Here is an 18,711-nt window from a genome sequence, read left to right as displayed (position 1 = left end):
GCTATTTTTTTAGAGTTGGTCTTTAATTTTGAGCAATTCAGATTTTATGCCTTCTAATTTACGAATGATCTCGAAGGTATCTAGGGTTTTTTGCTTGCTTTCCTTTAAATGAATTTTGGCTCCTTCCAACGTAAAACCACGTTCTTTTACCAGATGATAGATCAACTCTAGATTCTTGATGTCGGTCGGGGTGAACTTACGGTTGCCTTTTGCATTTTTTTTAGGCTGAAGTGCATCGAACTCTTTTTCCCAAAAACGGATCAAAGATGTATTCACATCAAACGCTTCGGCGACTTCGCCAATACTGTAATAGCGTTTTTCGGGTAGATCGATATGCATTAGTCGAGCGATTGGTTTTCCTGCTGCGATTTTTTAAGCAACTCGGCAAATTCTTCCGGACTTAAGTTTCCGTAGTAAAAATTGATAGGATTGATGCGATCACCATCTTTAAAAACCTCATAATGTAAATGAGGCGCTTCCGAACGCCCTGTGCTTCCTACGAACCCAATAAGATCACCTCGTTTTACACGTTGTCCTTTGCGAACATTGTATTTGTACAAATGTGCGTACAAACTTTCATAACCATAACCATGATCTATACGTATGTGATTCCCATACCCCGATGCGGAATTATCGGCTCTGCTTACAATACCATCACCGGAAGCATAGATGGGTGTGCCCCTGGGCGCCGTAAAATCCATACCCCAATGCATCTTACGCGCTTTGGTAAATGGGTCGGTTCTATAGCCAAATCCGGATGCCATACGCGTTAGATCTTCATTATTTACGGGTTGTATTGCGGGAATGGCCGCTAATAATTGCTCCTTTTCTTCGGCCAACTGTGCAATTTCATCCAGCGATCTCGATTGTACCACGATCTGCTTCGTAAGAACATCAAGACGCTTACTGGAGGAGATGATCAATTTTGAATTGTCGAACCCTTCAAGGTCCTTATACCTGTTTACACCACCAAATCCGGCTTTTCGCTGTTCTTCGGGAATAGGATTGGCTTCAAAATAGACACGATATAGGTTGTTATCACGTTCGGCGATCTCGGAAAGTACATTTTCGGCCTGCGCCATCTTTTTGTTTAGGAGCTCGTATTGCAACTCCATATTTGCCAATTCTCGCTTTAAGGTCTTTTCTTTTGGGGTTTCAACATACGGCAGATTTAAGTAAACAAGCAGTAATAGAAATCCGCTCAACACCATTCCTAAAAGGCTTAACAAAAAGATTCCAAGCCGACGCCCTTTCTTCTTTTCAATTTTTCGATAGGAAAGTGTTTCGCTATCGTAGTAATATTTAACCTTAGACATACGCTAAAAAAACTTATTTTTGCTCGTTGATAGGTAGTGGCAATTGTTGTAACGTTACACAAATATAGAAATTGTTTCCGAAGCAGGCTAAAACCTTAAATTTTACACAAAATTTAGTACGTATGAAATCCCGCGAAATTCGCTTAAAATTCTTAGACTTTTTTAAATCAAAATCGCACGCCATTGTTCCATCGGCACCCATGGTAATAAAGAACGATCCCACACTAATGTTTACCAATGCGGGTATGAATCAGTTTAAAGAGTACTTTCTGGGTAATACAGAACCTAAGAACAAGCGTATTGCCGATACACAAAAATGCCTTCGAGTGAGTGGAAAACACAACGACTTGGAGGAAGTGGGAATGGATACCTACCATCATACCATGTTCGAAATGCTGGGGAACTGGAGTTTTGGTGACTACTTTAAAGAAGAAGCCATTGCTTGGTCTTGGGAATTGCTTACCGAGGTCTTCGGAATCGATAAGGACCTACTGTACGTAACAATTTTTGAAGGTGATGCTTCGGAAGGACTCGAACGCGACACTGTGGCCTTCGAAAATTGGAAAAAATACGTTCCGGAAGACCGTATCCTAAACGGAAATAAAAAAGACAACTTTTGGGAAATGGGAGAACAAGGACCTTGTGGTCCTGCCAGCGAGATCCACGTCGATATTCGCTCTTCCGAAGAAAAAGCAAAACAATCGGGTGCCGAATTGGTCAACCAGGATCATCCGCAAGTAGTGGAGATCTGGAACTTGGTGTTTATGCAATACAATCGCAAAGCCAATGGTAGCCTCGAAAAATTACCCGAACAGCATGTAGATACCGGAATGGGTTTTGAACGTCTCGCAATGGTGCTTCAAGGCAAACAAAGTAATTACGACACCGATGTCTTCGCGCCACTTATTCGGGAAATAGAAGCGATCACCAATACTTCTTACGGGACGGATGAAAAGATCGATATTGCAATTCGTGTGATCGCCGATCACATTCGAGCGGTAGCTTTTTCTATCGCAGACGGACAACTACCTAGTAACACGGGAGCCGGATACGTGATTCGTCGTATCTTAAGACGTGCGATTCGTTACGGATTTACCTTTCTCAATACCAAAGAGCCGTTTATCTATAAGTTAGTGGAAACCTTGAGCAAACAAATGGGCGATGCTTTTCCCGAGTTGCGTTCAGAAAAGAACCTTATTACCAACGTTATTCGAGAAGAGGAAAATTCATTCTTACGAACCCTAGAGCAAGGATTGGTGTTGTTAGAAAATGTGATCTCCGGTGCTGCTTCAAAAACGATCTCGGGTAAAAAAGCCTTTGAACTGTATGACACTTTCGGCTTCCCGATCGATCTTACCGCCTTGATCCTACGCGAAAGAGGATACGAATTAAACACTGCCGAGTTTGAAACGGAACTCGAAAAACAAAAGAACCGATCGAGAGCAGCTACCAAAGTAGAGACCGGCGATTGGGTTGTGCTAGCCGAAGATGACGTGGAAGAATTCATTGGCTATGACACCCTGGAAACCGATATTAAGATCACCCGCTACCGTAAAGTTGAAAGCAAAAAAGAAGGCGAATTGTATCAATTGGTCTTTAATCTTACACCTTTCTATCCGGAAGGAGGAGGACAGGTTGGAGATAAAGGATATTTAGAAGGACCGGATGGTGGTGTGGTATATATTATCGATACCAAGAAGGAGAACAATTTAATTATTCATTTCGCTAAGAATTTACCGCGTAACCCTGAGGCGAATTTTAAAGCAGTCGTAGATTCTAAACAACGCGGCAGGACGGCAGCCAATCATACCGCTACACATTTGCTTCACCAAGCGTTAAGGAACATTCTAGGAGATCATGTGGTGCAAAAAGGGTCTATGGTGCATAGCAGATATTTACGTTTCGATTTTTCTCATTTTAGTAAAGTGACCCAAGAAGAATTAAAACAAATTGAAGACTTTGTAAATGCCCGAATTAGAGAGAGTATACCGTTGGTCGAACAGCGAAACATTCCTTTTCAACAAGCTTTGAATGACGGCGCCTTGGCTCTGTTTGGCGAAAAATATGGAGATACGGTGCGTACCATCAAATTTGGTAAGTCCATGGAATTATGCGGTGGAACCCACGTGCCTTCTACAAACGATATTTGGCATTTTATAATTACTTCGGAAAGTGCTGTCGCTGCGGGTATACGACGTATCGAAGCCATTACAGGCGATGCGGCCAAGCAGTATTTTATCGATAGGAGCGAATCTTTTTCCGAAGTACAAAAAGCACTTAACAATGCGCAAGATCCTATTAAGGCCGTTACGAGCTTACAAGAACAAAACGATCAGCTTCAGAAACAAGTTCAACAACTGCTAAAAGACAAGGCCAAAAATATAAAAGGCGATCTAAAACAAGAGATCACTACCATTAATGGTGTAAATTTCTTGGCTAAAAAGGTCGATCTGGATGCAGGGGGTATGAAAGACCTGGCCTTCGAGTTGGGTGGCGAACAGGAGGATCTTTTTATACTTTTTGGAGCGAACAATGACGGCAAAGCGCTGCTTACCTGTTATATATCAAAAGAATTGGCTTCGGAAAGAGACTTGAATGCCGGCAAGATCGTACGTGAATTAGGGAAATTCATCCAAGGTGGCGGTGGCGGACAGCCATTCTTTGCTACTGCCGGTGGAAAGAATCCTGAAGGTATTTCGCTAGCATTGGAAAAAGCCCAAGAATACATCCAATAGTGATAAAATTACAAACGACCATAACCGTACAACAAGAACGAGATCCTATCGATTACGGGTCGGAAGTACTGTTGTTAGGTTCTTGTTTTGTCGCCCACATTGGTGAGAAGCTCGACTATTATAAGTTTAAAACAACCATAAATCCCTTCGGGATCATTTTTCATCCGGTCGCGATAGAACGATCGGTAACACGGGCTATTAATGAGGAAGAATTCACTGAAAAAGATGTTTTCTATCACAACGAGCAGTGGCATTGCTTTGATGCACACTCAACCTTAAGCGCCTTGAAAAAAGAGGAGTTCTTGTGTGTTCTAAATGATCGACTCACACTTCTTAAAGCCAGTATTGAACGTGCCACGCATATTGTACTTACCGTGGGTACCGCATGGGTATATCGCCATATAGCGTCAAACAACATAGTGGCCAACTGCCATAAGGTCCCGCAGAAAAAATTCTTAAAAGAGCTACTCTCGGTAGAAGCGGTGACCGAAAGTATCGATAAGACCGTTACGCTCCTCAAAGCAGAGAACCCTTCCGTAAAAATAATCACCACTGTTTCGCCGGTGCGCCACTTAAAAGACGGATTTGTAGAAAATACGCTTAGTAAGGCACATCTAATTTCAGGAGTACACCAAGTAGTGGATCCTAGGCAAGCAATTTATTATTTCCCTTCTTACGAACTTATGATGGACGAGCTGCGGGACTATCGATATTATACCACCGACCTTCTACACCCAAATTCGACAGCCACACAACTGATCTGGGAACGCTTTACCAAGGCGTGGATTGCTTCGGAAACTGAAAAGACCCGAAAAGAAGTGTCGAGCATTCAAAACGGGCTACGGCATAAACCATTTAATCCGGAGAGTGAGGCTCATCAAATATTTCTGAAGCAGCTAGCACAGCAGATCGAACAACTTCAGAGACAATATCCCCATATGCAATTTTAAGAATACGACAATTGCCGTATTGAATCCCGTTGGGTTATGAAGCACCTTTGTTTCAATTAATAACCATAAAAACCCAACAATTATGAAAAATTTTAAACACATACTAATTGCAGTATTTGTAAGTCTGGCATTTGTCGCGTGTAAGAGCGACGATGATGCTGGCGAGGATGGTGATGCAGGAGCAGGCACAGTGGCTGCCAAAGTTAGTGGATCGAATTTTACTTCCAACTCAGATTTTACCGTAGCTACCCAAACTCAAGGAGGCGGATCGACCACCGTACGTGTACAAGGATCGGATAACTCCGGGAAAGGAATTGTATTAATGATCGGCGGATTTGAAGGAACAGGCACCTACGAAATTGGTGGCGGAGCTAATATCTTCGTAAACGCTTCGTATGTTGAAGCAAACGCCAGCAATCCACAAGATTCTCAAGCATGGCAAGCACCATACGATGATACCGTAGCCGGCGAGATCAATGTCACAGAAATTAATGAAACACGGGTAAAAGGAACTTTTTTCTTCGATGCCAAGAATAGCAATGACGATTCGGTAAAAATGATCACAGAAGGGTCGTTCGATGTAGAATTTTAATCTATAATTTGTTACTAAAGAAAATCTCAGTGTTGAGGTTTTTACGTGGAGCCGGGAGCAGAATTTTATTCTTCTTCCGGTTTTTTAATTCCCAAGACACCACTAAAGATTTTGGGTTGTGAATTGAGTATCGAGAACTAGAATACGGCAATTGCCCTATTGTGAGCAGCTTACTTCTACAGCATCTTTACAGTATCAAATTAAAAACCACGGATTATGAAACTTTCAACAACATTAAAAATGGTACTATGCCTACAGCTCGTAGCCGTAGCTACCGTATGCGCTCAGCGCGCAGAAGCACCCGATTATCGCTACGATGTAGGTGCCAAGATCAACGAGATGACGCTTACCCAAGGCGGGACTATGGTCGTAGCGACCAACGACGGTTTGGTAGGAATTAAACCGGGTTCTAACGAATTGCTGTTCAATTTTACCGACTATGGCCGAGTAAAACCTGAAGAATTGTTTTTTGTTCCGGGTGCTCCTTATGTCATGGTTGGCCAAACGGGTTTTGCAAGTCTTACCACCAAAAAAGCAGTGATCGATTATATTTCTGGGCAAAAATTATTTAGTACCGAAGACAATGGATGGAAAGCCGTATCCACTTGCGATGTCATGATGCCGCAAAATAAATTGGTAGTGAGCGGTCAACGTACCTCTAAAGAAAAATATGCCATGCAGGTTGCGGTGTATGACCTTAATACCGGTAAGGAAGATTACCGGTTCAATTTGGGTGATCCCGATCGTGTTGGGATCGCAAAAGATTATAGTGTAACGGGCAGACCGTTGTTGCTAAAAGAATACTTGATCGTTCCGACGGCACAAGGACTTGTAGCCAAAAAAGCACAGACCGGAGAAACATTGTGGGATACAAAAATCAAGAATGTAAACTGGCTGGTTGCAGACGAGACCGAATCTGAGATCTATGCTTTTCAGCAAAACACCAATGGAACCAATACCAGAGTATACAAGATAAGCAATACAGGAGCCGAACTTTGGGAAGATGAGGCCAAAGTAAAAGGAAAGGTTGCTAATTTCCAGATCCTTCCGCAAGGGTTGGCAATTGTTAGCAATAAAGACGATGGAGGCAGTAACAGTATTTTTGCCGCTAAGAACGAATCGGAGATTGGGTTCTTAAGTGCAAGCACCGGGGAAGATCTTTGGGACAAGGCACCAAAGACCAAAGGGTATGTACAACATTTTTATATTATGGACGATGGTATTCTCTTCGGGATATACCAAGGAGGAATTAATAAGATATCTTTCGATGGGAAGACACTCTTTAAAAAACCACTAAAAACCGGTGAGAACATTTTGACCATGGCAAATTCGCCTCAAGGGCTAATTTATATCACTTCGGAAGACGCCAACATCGTAAATTTGTCGAACGGTGAAAAAGTGTGGGATAAACCTTTAAAATACAAACGAGCCGATGCAATAAGCTCTACATATGATGAGAATAATTCACGGTATTTAATAAGTGCAGACGATGAATTATTCGCTGTCGATGCCAATACCGGTGCGGTAAGCACTTTGGCCGAATCAAAGTTTGATGGGAAAGAAGATCCGAGTAGCGTAGAAATTAGAAATGGTGGTATCTTACTTAGCAGCGATCAAAACATGATGCTATTGGACTGGGAAGGAAAATCGCAATGGCACGAATACTATCGCGCTCCGGGTAAGAGTGCCATGGGAGCAATTTTGGCAGGGATCAGTGCTGTGGCAACAGCGACCACTGCAGTAGCTTCTTACAATGCAGCCAATCAAAATAGAAATCGATTGGGTAATTATACCGATAGAGGTCAACGATATGCCGATTTAGGAGCCGGTATGGCAGCGGCTAGCGGTGCTTCAGTCGCCGAAATGTTAAAACGCTTTAAGGCTACTTCGGCAACCGAAAACTCCCAATTTATATTGACGAAATTAGACGATGGTGTTGGCTTGGTAAAACTGAATAAAGATACAGGAGCCCTCGAAAAAGAAATTGTACTTAAAGACAAGAAACCCGAATACGAAGTAGATGAATTTGGTGGTATCTTGTATTATAAAGCCGATGCGAACTCTATATACGCTTACGATCTCAAGAAGTAACTAACCAACCAAGTTACACAAGGTTATGAATAAGGGAGAATTTATAGCCAAAGGCTCCATTCGAAAGGATGGGGCTTTATTTTTTTCGTTTCGGTTGTTTCGACAAACATTATAGTAACGGCTTGTCGTAATGTAAAAACGTTAGTTGTTTTGCTTCGGAAGGAAGGGCAGGAGCGTCCACAGTGGAAGGGCGACCTTATTAGCAACTGGTAAAAGCTTGCGATGCGATGCGTTACAACAGTTTCCGAAGTGATAAAAAGAAGAATAGTAAGCGATGAAATAGCTATTGTACATTTTGACCGAAATAGTGCAATTGACGTATTTTCAAAATTTTAAAATTTTCATTACTTTGTTACAACACTAAAAAACCATTTTCGATGATGAGATCTATATCCATATTTTTAGTACTGCTTTGTAGTACTTTTAGCATGTATGCTCAAGTTCCAACGCCTCCTTCCAATCCCAACAGCGTAAAACAAACAGCTACCGGGCCCATGACTTGGACCAAGACGAACGAGTATACCATTACCATGCGTGATGCGGCGGGGCTGCCTATTTCCAATTTTATGCAACTCAATCCGTTGCGAACCGATACCATATCGGTGATCGATAAGAACACACGAAATATCTATATACTTCCCGACTATAAAAGTGTCGCTACCGGAACTTCGGGTAACTTGATCCAATTGGCGCGCAATGTGGGAGATGTTTATTTTATTTCGAACGAGTACAGTTACTCGACCTATGTGAACGATGTGTATCAAAAAGGAGCGATCTCAAGATTGAAAAAAGACTATTTGTATCACATTGGAGACGATCAAAATTATGTCTTTCTCGATATTTACAGATATCCGGGTGAAGGTTGGGCAGCCGGAACAGCGAAAAAACTACCCAATGCACCCGACAATGGCTATTGGGTGCGAAATACCGCAAAAGATGAATATATCTTGATGGTAAACGGTAAGACCATAGATTATTCTCGAGCCGAACCTATTGCCGATGGCGATGATATGATCGTTGCAATGGATGGTGTCGAAAAGTACGTTCTACCCGGTTATTACACCATGGGCTCGTATATAATTAAACCTGTTCAACTATACAGCGGAAAAACGAGCACGACAACGTCTACTGCTAATACAAAAGGATGCGTGCAGGGAGATTGTGAAGACGGTTGGGGAAAATATGTGTACGACAATGGCTCTTACGACGGTTTTTGGAAAAATGGACTAAAGCACGGTTACGGTTCGTATGTATGGACCGATATCGGAAGGTATATTGGCAATTGGGAAAATGACACCATGAGTGGATACGGGGAGTATTTTGGTGACAATGGCAACAACCAGTATGGAGAATTTAAAAATGGAAAACTAAACGGTTTAGGATACAAATTAGACAATGAAGTGTGGTCTAGAGGCTATTTTACAAACGGAGAACTTACAAATTCTTACGAATTTGTAAGCAATAATGTGACCGAAGGATGTGTTGCCGGCGATTGCCAGAATAAGTTTGGAAAGTACGAATGGGCTAACGGCGATTATTTTGTAGGCTTTTTTAAAAACGGAAATTTATATTTGGGATATTACAAATTTGCAAGTGGGAATTCCTATAACGGCTATTTTAATAGTCAAGCCAAATATGATCGTACCGGTATATTCACTTTTGAAGATGGAGCACTATACAACGGCCAATGGGAAGATGGTAAATACAATGGGAGAGGGTATTTTCACGATGCCGATCTAAACCAGAAAATTGGTGTGTGGAAAGATGGCGAACTCATTAAAAAGATGAAATGATCAAGTTGATTACTTCGGAAGAAAATACGGCAGCTGCCGTATTTTTTTTTAGTTAAAGCCGCCTAATTTTGAAGCGTATCTATAAGCGAACACGAATGGTGTTCCTTTTTTTGTTACTTTAGTTATACTAACTCGCTAATTATGAAATATTTGTTGCCCTTGATGCTATTCGTCATGGTATCAACCTCACAGGCGCAATCGGTTCAAAAACAAATAGATAGTTTACTTCAAGTAGCCGAAGCAGCTAACGACTCCGTGCGATTACGCATTTTTAACAAAGTAAGTTTTTACTACATTTTTAACGATCCTCCGCGCGCGAAGGCTTTGCTTAATAAAGGCATAGAAGAAGCACGAGAGCGATCGGTTCCCTTTTCTGAAGCAGAGTTGGTGAATACCTTGGGTATTTACTACGATGTAAGCGGAGACGCCAATGCCGCTAAACAATATTTTGAAGAAGCACTGCAGTTAAGTACAGCCAACGAATTTCCTACCATAACCGTAATGGTGATCAATAACCTAGGAATGTTCCATTGGAACAAAGGAAATTATGAAGAAGCACTCGATTACTTCTTTCAGGCCCTAAAAATGAATCAAAAAAACTCTACCGATAGTGCAGACGGTACCTATCTCAATAATATTGGTCTAATTTATCAGGAGATGGGTATGACCGATAGGGCTTTAGAATACCACGAAAAAGCATTAGAAGTTCGTGAAAGACATAACAAGATCAATGAAATTCCTATATCATTAAGTAACATTGGAATTAATTTACGGGTTAAAGGAAAATTAGACGAAGCAGAAAGCGTATTAAAGCGAGCCATTGAGACCGCCAAATTCGCAGAAGAATACGGAGTATATTACAGTGCTATGCAAAATCTCGGGAATGTATATTTAGATAGAAACAGGCCGAGGGCGGCTATTCCTTTGTACGAAGAGGCCATTGAAGGAAGAAACCAAATGAATATTGAGCGAAGAGCGAACCTGGGCACCTTGTCCAGCCTAATAAGGGCTTACAATGCAACTGGAAACACAAATAAGGCCTTAGCGCTCGTTGAAACGGGAGAAACATTTTTGGAAGAGTTTCCCGATCTAAAAAATGCCAATATCGAATTCTACAAAGAAGCTGCGGTAAGCAATTTTAATGCGAACAGAATAACAGAAGGAAATGCCTATTTCGATCGTGCGTTGATCGCTAAAGACAGCATTTTTTCTAAAGACAACGCCGAAAAAATTGCAGCACTGGAAACGAGGTTCAATGTGGCCGAGAAAGAGCGTGATCTTGCAGAAACCCGAGCCAATCTTGCCGAACGAGAACTAGAAGTAAAGCAGAAGAATAACATGATCTATGGGAGTCTCGGACTCGCATTGGTTCTGGCATTGCTTGGCTACTTATTCTACAATCAGCAGAAATTGAAAAACCGACAATTGCAAAAGGAAAGCGAGTTAAAAACGGCTTTGGCGAAGATCGAAACGCAAAACCGCCTACAAGAACAACGATTGCGCATCTCTAGAGATCTACACGATAACATTGGTTCACAACTTACATTTATTATTTCCTCTATAGATTCGTTGCAATTTGGGATGAAAAAGGCTACTAAGAGCACGGTCGAGAAATTAGGAAATATAAGTGCCTTTACCTCACAAACCATCTACGAGCTTCGCGATACCATTTGGGCGATGAACAAGAATGACATTACTTGGGAAGATCTGGAAGTTCGTATCTCCAATTTTATAGATAAAGCGCGTACAGCTTCAGAAGCTATCAATTTTTCCTTCGAAATTGCTTCGGAAATAGATAAGGAGTACACCTATTCTTCGGTACAGGGTATGAACATCTATCGAATCATTCAAGAAGCAGTGAATAACGCCCTTAAATACGCTGAAGCTTCCGAAGTACGAGTAGAAGTAGCTAAAGTCAATTCAGTGTTTCACATTCAAATTATAGACAACGGAGTGGGGTTTGATAGCGAACAAGAAATGAAAGGAAATGGATTATCAAATATAAAGAAACGAGCACGAGACCTCGAAGGTGATGTGGTGATAGTTTCAGAAAAAGGAGAAGGAACGAATATTCGATTTACGGTCCAAGAACAGTAGTGTTCTTGGTGAATAAGGCATTTGCCGTATTGTGTAAGCAGTACTTTTAGGGTACCTTTAAAATACTAAAACCTAAATGCGTTGATCATCGAAATCACTTTCGTGGTGTTACTTATAAGCCTGCTGCTGGTCTTTTTCTTTGCACGATCGTACAGCAACATGTTACGACAGCACCGTGTTAGAATACGATCGCTAAGTAATAGCGTAGCATTGGAGCGTTCGCAAATCAATTTTCGAGAGAACAGATTGAATCAATACGATTTTTTACGATACAATTTAAATGAAGCGTTGGTGGTGCAACCGGAAATTTTGGTTGAAAGACAGTAGTAAAATACGATCAGGGAGCTGTAAGGTACCTGCACCGGTAATTAGTTGTTATATTTATAACTGTTGTTAACGAATCGAACATGAAATTAAACATTGCCATAGTAGACGATAATAGTTTCCTTATACACGCGATCAAGGAAAAACTTTCTTTTTTTGAGGATATTACGGTTCGACATACTGCTTTAAATGGCAGTGAATTGTTAGCCAGGCTTGAAGAGAGTCACTGTATCGATGTGATCCTAATGGATATAGAAATGCCGGTTTTAAACGGTATTGAGACCACCCAAATGGTAAAACAGAAGTATCCGCAAATAAAGATCATTATGTTAACGGCCTTCGATAATGATGAGAATATTTTTAACGCAATAAAAGCAGGAGCCGACGGTTATTTGCTAAAAGAAATTAATCCGGAAGCACTACACAAAGGAATTCACGAGACGCTCAATGGAGGAGCGGCTATGAATCCTTCGATCGCCTTAAAGACCTTAAAATTACTTAGAAACCCTATCGATATACAAAATCCGAGAGATCAGGAAGAGATTTCGTTATCGAAACGAGAGGTAGAAGTGCTAGAACAGTTAAGTAAAGGACTTAGTTACACCGCGATTGCAGAAAATTTGTTCTTATCACCAAGTACCGTACGCAAGCATATTGAGAATATCTATAAAAAGTTGCAAGTACATAGCAAGATCGAAGCAGTACAAAAGGCCAAGAATCACAATATTATTTAGGCGAATCCATTTCGCATTTCTTCTTTCCAATAAGTTTTAATTTGTAGCGTTAACAATATGTTGCGAATTGAATGTTAAACTCACTTAAAACCGATTGATTTTCGCATTGCAATACGTTAATTTAAGTTGGACTAAAAATGTATACCTTATGAAGAATCTATGGATTGTTTTTTTACTATGTACACTCGTAGCTTGCAATAACGATGATGACGGACCTACACCCCAACCGCCGGAAGCTCTGGGGCTCTCATTTGCCTTAAGTGAAAATGAGTCTTCTACCGAGTTTACAGATACCTATACCAATTTAAGAACAGCGATTCAAAACAATGGCAATGTGCTCATTCTTTCTGAAGTAGATCACGAGGTAAACGCCTCTAACGTTGGTGAAGATTTACGACCTACTCGATTAATTTTCTTCGGAAACCCTTCATTAGGAACACCTATCATGCAAGAAAATCAGTTGGCCGGTTTAGACCTACCACAAAAAATGTTGGTGTATAAGAACGGTAATAATGATGTGTATGTTAGTTATAACTCCACTTCATACTTAGCGGCTCGTTATAATGTTGGTGGCGCGTCTACCTTACAACAGGTAAATACGGCCTTGCGTAATTTCGCTGAAACGGCTACTAATGGTACCTTAGATGAGAACCCGGCGACGGTTACCTCGGGCCAAGGTGTGGTCACAGTTGTAAGTCAGAACGATTTTGCTACTACCTACAACACTCTAAGAAATGCAATATCCGATAACCCAAACCTCAATATCATATTCGAATTGGACCACCAAGTAAATGCACAATCGGTTGGTCTTACCCTTAATCCAACACGCGTAATTGTTTTTGGCAATCCTGAACTGGGAACTACCTTGATGCAAGATTCACAAACAGCGGGGATCGATCTGCCACAAAAGATGTTGGTTTGGGAAGAGGACGATGGGACGGTCAATATTTCGTATAACAATGCGGGATATATTGCTACACGTCATGGTATTACGGGTAATACCGACGTGATCTCAACCATTAACAGCGCCCTCGCCAGTTTGGCGGTCGATGCGGCCAATTAATCTTTAAACAATGCCGGAATTTTGCGTACGGGGTTTAACTGCTCGTACGCATATCCCAATTGCAGTAAATCCGATTCACTAAACGGCGCACCTATTAAGGTAATTGCGACAGGTTCTCCATTTTCTTTATAGCCCATTGGCAATGCCAAGCATGGGTGTTTGCCCACTGCGGCATAGCCTGAGTGATAATTGTTGATGGACAAGATCGCATCCAATTCATATTCTTGCATAGGCTGTTGAAAGAATTTGGTGCCGTTTTCTTGTAAACGAGTTCGTAATGCTTCAAAATCTGCGCTAGAGGTTGAATCGGCCATGATACCATCGAATACCCCTTGATCATAAGGCATATAATTCAAACTGTCCTGACGGTTCAGTGCCATTACATCCTCCAGATTTTTTACGGTGATATTTTCCGAAGCATATTTCTGAAAATAAATAGGTAGGTCATCGCGCATTTCTAGATTTAGCAGAGTAAGAAATCCGTCGAGTGAAACTTCAGGGGCATCATATCGAACGATCTCTGCACCGTTGTTTTCTAATATTTTAATGGTTGCGGCATAAATGGAATCTTCTAATAATCGATTCATAACACCAAGACGCTTTCTGGCCAATGTACCTTTCTTAATGGTTTCAATGGTAATTGCTTCGGAAGCCACCGATGCATCGTCCTCCACGTCCTTCCCGGTCATTGCGTCTAATAAGATAGCAGCATCTATTGCATTTTTGGTCATAGGACCGGGGGTGTCCAATGTATGAGAGATTGGTACGATACCACTCCGGCTTAACAATCCGATAGTTGGTTTTAGTCCCACTAACGAATTTTGACTCGTTGGCGAAATTATGGATCCGCTTGTCTCGGTGCCAACAGCGCCTACGGCATAATTAGCTGCGACCGAAGTTCCGCTACCGGAACTACTACCACCTGTTTCGAAGATCATGCGCCCATAGGGATTAAGCGTTTGCCCGCCAATAGCGCTATAACCCAGTGGGCAGCCATTACAAAAATAATAGGCCCATTCGCTTAGATTTACCTTTCCTAATAGTATAGCTCCATTTTCTTTCAATTGTGAAACTATAAACGACTCTTTCTTCGGAAGGTTTTCTTTTAAGGCTACCGCTCCGGCCGTTGTTTTCATAGTGGTGGTACTAATGTTGTCTTTTAATAAGATGGGCATTCCGAAGATAGGGTGCTGTTTGTTGTTTTTAGTTGCATCTCGCTCTCGAGCTTCTTCCAGAACAGTTGGATTTAAAGCAATAATTGTATGTAGAGTTGTAGCTGGATCGAGTTCGTACTTGTAGATACGCTTCAGAAAAAACAATACTAATTCTTCGTAGGTGAGCATGTCCTCTTTTATAGCATTTTGGATCGACGGAATGTCTTGTTCTAAGATTAATGGTTTTAATTCGTTGTACCGACTTTCAGGAAAATCTTCAACCGCCCAATAGAGGGTTGCGAACTGTTCATTCTTATCAGAAAATTTTGCCTGCAGTAGTTTATAGCGCATCCGTTGATTTTCGTGGGATTGCTGAGCTTCCAATTGTGCAGTTTCATCTTGGGACTCCCAAAGCACCGGCACTTCTCTAGGCGGCTCTTTTTCTGCTTCTTTACAAGCAGTAAATGTGAACGTAGTTAAAACTAGAAGCAGGAAGATTCGAATAGCGGTCATGATTTATAAAATTTGTAGCCTTAAAAGTAACGAAACTTCATATAAGATTTCAAACAGTAATCTCCATTTTCTAATTATATGTCGTAATTTTAAGAACTATTCAATTTATTACAACACTAAACCAACTTCCTATGAAACCAATCCGACTTCTGTTTACAATTTTCTTTCTTAGTATTTCGATTCCTACTTTCGCTCAATCGACCGAGCAAATAGTCGATGACATCGTGGCCGAAGCCAATGAAAATTCACAACTTGAGCGTTTGGGACATGAATTATTAGATGTGATCGGCCCACGATTGGTTGGAACTCCGGAAATGAAACAAGCGCATGATTGGGCTGTGACTACCTTCGAAAAATGGGGCATTCCGGCCGAAAATCAGCAATGGGGGCAATGGCGCGGTTGGCAGAGAGGAATTACACATATCGATATGGTTCATCCTCGGGTAGCAAGCTTAGAGGGAACACAATTGGCATGGAGTCCTAGTACCGACTCAAAGGGCGTCACGGCAGAATTAGTAATCTTGCCTACAGTTGCCGATTCGTTGGCTTTTCAAAAATGGTTACCGAATGTAAAAGGAAAATTTGTAATGGTCGCTATGAAGCAACCAACCGGTCGACCCGATTATAACTGGGAAGAATTTGCTACAGAGGAGTCGTTTGAGAAAATGAAAGAAGAGCGCGATCAACAATCCGACGCATGGCGCGAAAATATTCGAAGAACAGGTTATGATCGCAGAACGATCATCCCTGCCTTGGAAGCAGCCGGTGCAGTAGGAATAGTTGATTCTTATTGGTCAAATGGTTTTGGGGTTAGTAAGATATTTAGTGCGCGAACGAAGGATATTCCGACGGTTAACATACAATTGGAAGACTACACCATGTTATACCGTATGGTCGAATATGGCGATAAGCCCAAAATAAAAGTAGTGGCCCAATCGAAAGACTTGGGTATGATGCCAACATTTAACACCATTGCCCAGATAAAAGGCTCCGACAAGCCGGATGAGTATGTCATACTTTCTGCCCATTTCGATTCTTGGGACGGTGGTACGGGTGCCACCGACAACGGAACCGGAACTCTGGTCATGATGGAAGCAATGCGAATCTTAAAAAAGGTATATCCAAATCCAAAGCGTACTATTTTGGTAGGACTTTGGGGTAGTGAAGAACAAGGCTTAAACGGGTCGCGTGCTTTTGTTGAGGACCATCCAGAGATCGTTGCAAACACACAGGCTGTATTCAATCAAGATAATGGAACAGGACGGGTCGTCAATCTTTCGGGTGCAGGTTTTCTAAATTCATACGAGTATTTAGGGCGTTGGATGTATCCCGTGCCAAATGAAATAACAAAACATATAGAAACAAACTTTCCGGGCTCACCAAGTGGAGGTGGCTCCGACAATGCATCGTTTGTGGCTGCAGGAGTTCCGGCTTTTAATTTAAGTGCGCTTAACTGGTCGTATTGGAACTATACTTGGCATACCAATAGAGATACCTACGATAAGATCGTGTTTGATGACGTGCGAAGCAATGCCATTCTAACTGCAATTCTAGCGTATATGGCGAGTGAAGATCCTGAGACGGCTTCCAGAGACCAGATCGTTTTACCGGTAAGCAGAAGAACAGGAGAACAGCGCACCTGGCCTACACCACGTTCGCCGCAAAGAAATGGAGGTAATTAAGTTAGCTTTGCTTAGAGTTTAAATGCCGAACGAACCGTTTCTACATAGTCTAATTTTTCCCATGTAAAAAGTTCAACCTCCTTCTCGATCCGACCATTATAAGGACTCTCGAAAATCTTGGTCACAGTCTCCGGAATGCGTCCCATATGTCCGTAGGCTGCAGTCTCAACATATATAGGATTGCGTAGTTTTAGCCGTTTTTCTATAGCTGCAGGACGCATATCAAATATGGAAGCAACCTTTTTGGCGATCTCTCCGTCGGTGATAGCCACTTTTGAGGTCCCGTAGGTATTGACCAAAATAGAAGTGGGTTCCACAACCCCAATGGCGTACGATACTTGAACCAATACTTCGTCTGCAACCCCTGCTGCAACTAGGTTTTTTGCAATATGTCTTGAGGCATACGCGGCGCTGCGATCTACTTTGCTTGGGTCTTTACCACTAAATGCGCCACCACCATGGGCTCCTTTTCCGCCATAGGTATCAACAATGATCTTTCGTCCTGTGAGTCCGGTGTCACCATGAGGACCACCTATTACAAATTTTCCGGTTGGGTTGATATGGTAGATAATGTCTTCAGTAAATAATTCCTGTATGTAGGGTGGTAACTGTTCTTTTACCTTCGGAATCAAGATCTCTATAATATCCTTCTTGATCTTGGCCAGCATTGCTGCATCTTCATCAAATTCATCATGCTGAGTTGATACTACAATGGAAACAATTCGCTGAGGGATATTGTCATCACTGTATTCTATGGTCACCTGACTTTTAGAATCGGGTCGTAAATATGGAATTTCATCTTCCGCACGTCTTAATTTTGCCAATTCGATTAGAATCGAATGCGATATTTCTAACGCCAACGGCATATAGTTGGTCGTTTCTTTGGTGGCATAACCAAACATCATTCCTTGGTCGCCTGCACCTTGCTCTTCTTTATTCGACCGATCAACCCCTTGGTTAATATCTTGAGACTGCTCGTGAATTAAAGAAATAACGCCACAAGAATCACCGCTAAATTGGTAAGCACCCTTGGTGTAACCAATTTTATTGATCACATCTCGTGCAATGGTCTGCACATCTAGATATGTATGACTTTTTACCTCACCGGCAAGAACTACTTGTCCGGTAGTAACCAAAGTTTCACATGCTACTTTCGATTCAGGGTCGAAAGCGAGGAAGTGATCTAATAGTGCATCACTAATTTGATCTGCAACTTTGTCTGGATGCCCTTCGGAAACACTTTCGGAGGTAAATAAATATGCCATAAATTAAATCTGTCTAGTTATTGGTCTAAGTGTCCTATTTGACAAATTGTTCGAGAGAACTCACACGGTAGAATTTCTACTGGTTTAGCTTTTTTTCTTCTGAAAGTCATTCAGAAAGAAGGAGGTTGCAATCAGTCAAATCGATCCTCTTAGAAAGCCACAAATGTACATATTAAATTCATATTGAAAAACCGAAATTTGCACTGTGTCATATTTCTCAAAAAGAGCAATTATAAATGTGATTTAATTGTTTTTATTAATGCTAAATACATGGTTGTTTGCGTTTGAAAGTTTTAGAAACAAATTTAATTTTTGGTGATAATAATTTGAAAGGTAACTTTTAAGTTTACTTACTTACACGACGCTGCCAGCAAGAATTTATGTATTTTTCACGTGTAAATA

14 protein-coding genes are annotated in these 18,711 nt (G+C 41.4%); 10 read left to right on the top strand and 4 right to left on the bottom strand.

Annotated elements, in window-relative coordinates:
* Window positions 1-9: 9 nt before the first annotated feature.
* A complete protein-coding gene (locus DWA30_RS07880) occupies window positions 10-339 on the bottom strand; it encodes a MerR family transcriptional regulator (RefSeq protein WP_114491995.1) in 330 nt (109 codons plus the stop codon).
* Complete coding sequence (locus tag DWA30_RS07875) at window positions 339-1,316, bottom strand: M23 family metallopeptidase (RefSeq protein WP_114491994.1); 978 nt, start codon at window positions 1,314-1,316, stop codon at window positions 339-341. The genes DWA30_RS07880 and DWA30_RS07875 overlap by 1 nt, the downstream gene beginning before the upstream one ends.
* Window positions 1,317-1,438: 122 nt before the next feature.
* Between DWA30_RS07875 and alaS the strand changes: the two genes are divergently transcribed.
* The 9 genes from alaS (at window position 1,439) to DWA30_RS07830 (ending at window position 13,695) form a co-directional block, all read left to right on the top strand.
* Window positions 1,439-4,051, top strand: coding sequence for an alanine--tRNA ligase (alaS, locus tag DWA30_RS07870; protein WP_114491993.1), 2,613 nt, complete (start codon window positions 1,439-1,441; stop codon window positions 4,049-4,051).
* A complete protein-coding gene (locus tag DWA30_RS07865) occupies window positions 4,051-5,001 on the top strand; it encodes a GSCFA domain-containing protein (RefSeq protein ID WP_317048342.1) in 951 nt (316 codons plus the stop codon). Before alaS ends, DWA30_RS07865 begins: the two co-directional genes overlap by 1 nt.
* 82 nt (window positions 5,002-5,083) lie before the next feature.
* Window positions 5,084-5,593 (top strand): Riean_0653 family protein, encoded by a 510-nt coding sequence (locus tag DWA30_RS07860; protein ID WP_114491992.1) that lies wholly within the window; start codon window positions 5,084-5,086, stop codon window positions 5,591-5,593.
* A 216-nt stretch (window positions 5,594-5,809) separates the two neighbouring features.
* Window positions 5,810-7,684 carry an outer membrane protein assembly factor BamB family protein gene (locus tag DWA30_RS07855; RefSeq protein WP_114491991.1) on the top strand — a complete coding sequence of 625 codons (1,875 nt, stop codon included), beginning with the start codon at window positions 5,810-5,812 and terminating at the stop codon, window positions 7,682-7,684.
* A 377-nt stretch (window positions 7,685-8,061) separates the two neighbouring features.
* A complete protein-coding gene (locus DWA30_RS07850) occupies window positions 8,062-9,477 on the top strand; it encodes an MORN repeat-containing protein (RefSeq protein WP_114491990.1) in 1,416 nt (471 codons plus the stop codon).
* A 141-nt stretch (window positions 9,478-9,618) separates the two neighbouring features.
* Window positions 9,619-11,574, top strand: a complete 1,956-nt coding sequence (locus tag DWA30_RS07845) for a tetratricopeptide repeat-containing sensor histidine kinase (protein WP_114491989.1) — start codon at window positions 9,619-9,621, stop codon at window positions 11,572-11,574.
* A gap of 81 nt (window positions 11,575-11,655) precedes the next feature.
* Window positions 11,656-11,901 carry a hypothetical protein gene (locus DWA30_RS07840; protein ID WP_114491988.1) on the top strand — a complete coding sequence of 82 codons (246 nt, stop codon included), beginning with the start codon at window positions 11,656-11,658 and terminating at the stop codon, window positions 11,899-11,901.
* An 80-nt stretch (window positions 11,902-11,981) separates the two neighbouring features.
* Window positions 11,982-12,632 (top strand): response regulator, encoded by a 651-nt coding sequence (locus DWA30_RS07835; protein WP_114491987.1) that lies wholly within the window; start codon window positions 11,982-11,984, stop codon window positions 12,630-12,632.
* 148 nt (window positions 12,633-12,780) lie between these two features.
* Window positions 12,781-13,695, top strand: coding sequence for a DUF302 domain-containing protein (locus tag DWA30_RS07830; protein WP_114491986.1), 915 nt, complete (start codon window positions 12,781-12,783; stop codon window positions 13,693-13,695).
* Here DWA30_RS07830 and DWA30_RS07825 read toward each other — a convergent pair.
* A complete protein-coding gene (locus DWA30_RS07825) occupies window positions 13,692-15,362 on the bottom strand; it encodes an amidase family protein (RefSeq protein WP_114491985.1) in 1,671 nt (556 codons plus the stop codon). The two genes, DWA30_RS07830 and DWA30_RS07825, sit on opposite strands and share 4 nt — an antisense overlap.
* Window positions 15,363-15,493: 131 nt before the next feature.
* Between DWA30_RS07825 and DWA30_RS07820 the strand changes: the two genes are divergently transcribed.
* Entirely contained in the window at window positions 15,494-17,044 is a 1,551-nt protein-coding gene (locus DWA30_RS07820) for a M20/M25/M40 family metallo-hydrolase (protein WP_114491984.1), read from the top strand.
* Between the two features lie 11 nt (window positions 17,045-17,055).
* Here the strand turns inward: DWA30_RS07820 and metK are convergent, their stop codons facing one another.
* Window positions 17,056-18,309, bottom strand: a complete 1,254-nt coding sequence (gene metK, locus DWA30_RS07815) for a methionine adenosyltransferase (RefSeq protein ID WP_114491983.1) — start codon at window positions 18,307-18,309, stop codon at window positions 17,056-17,058.
* Window positions 18,310-18,711 lie beyond the last annotated feature (402 nt).

Source organism: Candidatus Ulvibacter alkanivorans (assembly GCF_003333325.1).
GTDB classification, from domain to species: Bacteria; Bacteroidota; Bacteroidia; order Flavobacteriales; family Flavobacteriaceae; genus Ulvibacter_A; species Ulvibacter_A alkanivorans.
Note: the sequence above shows the minus strand (reverse complement) of the source record. Positions and strands in the feature narration are given on the sequence as shown.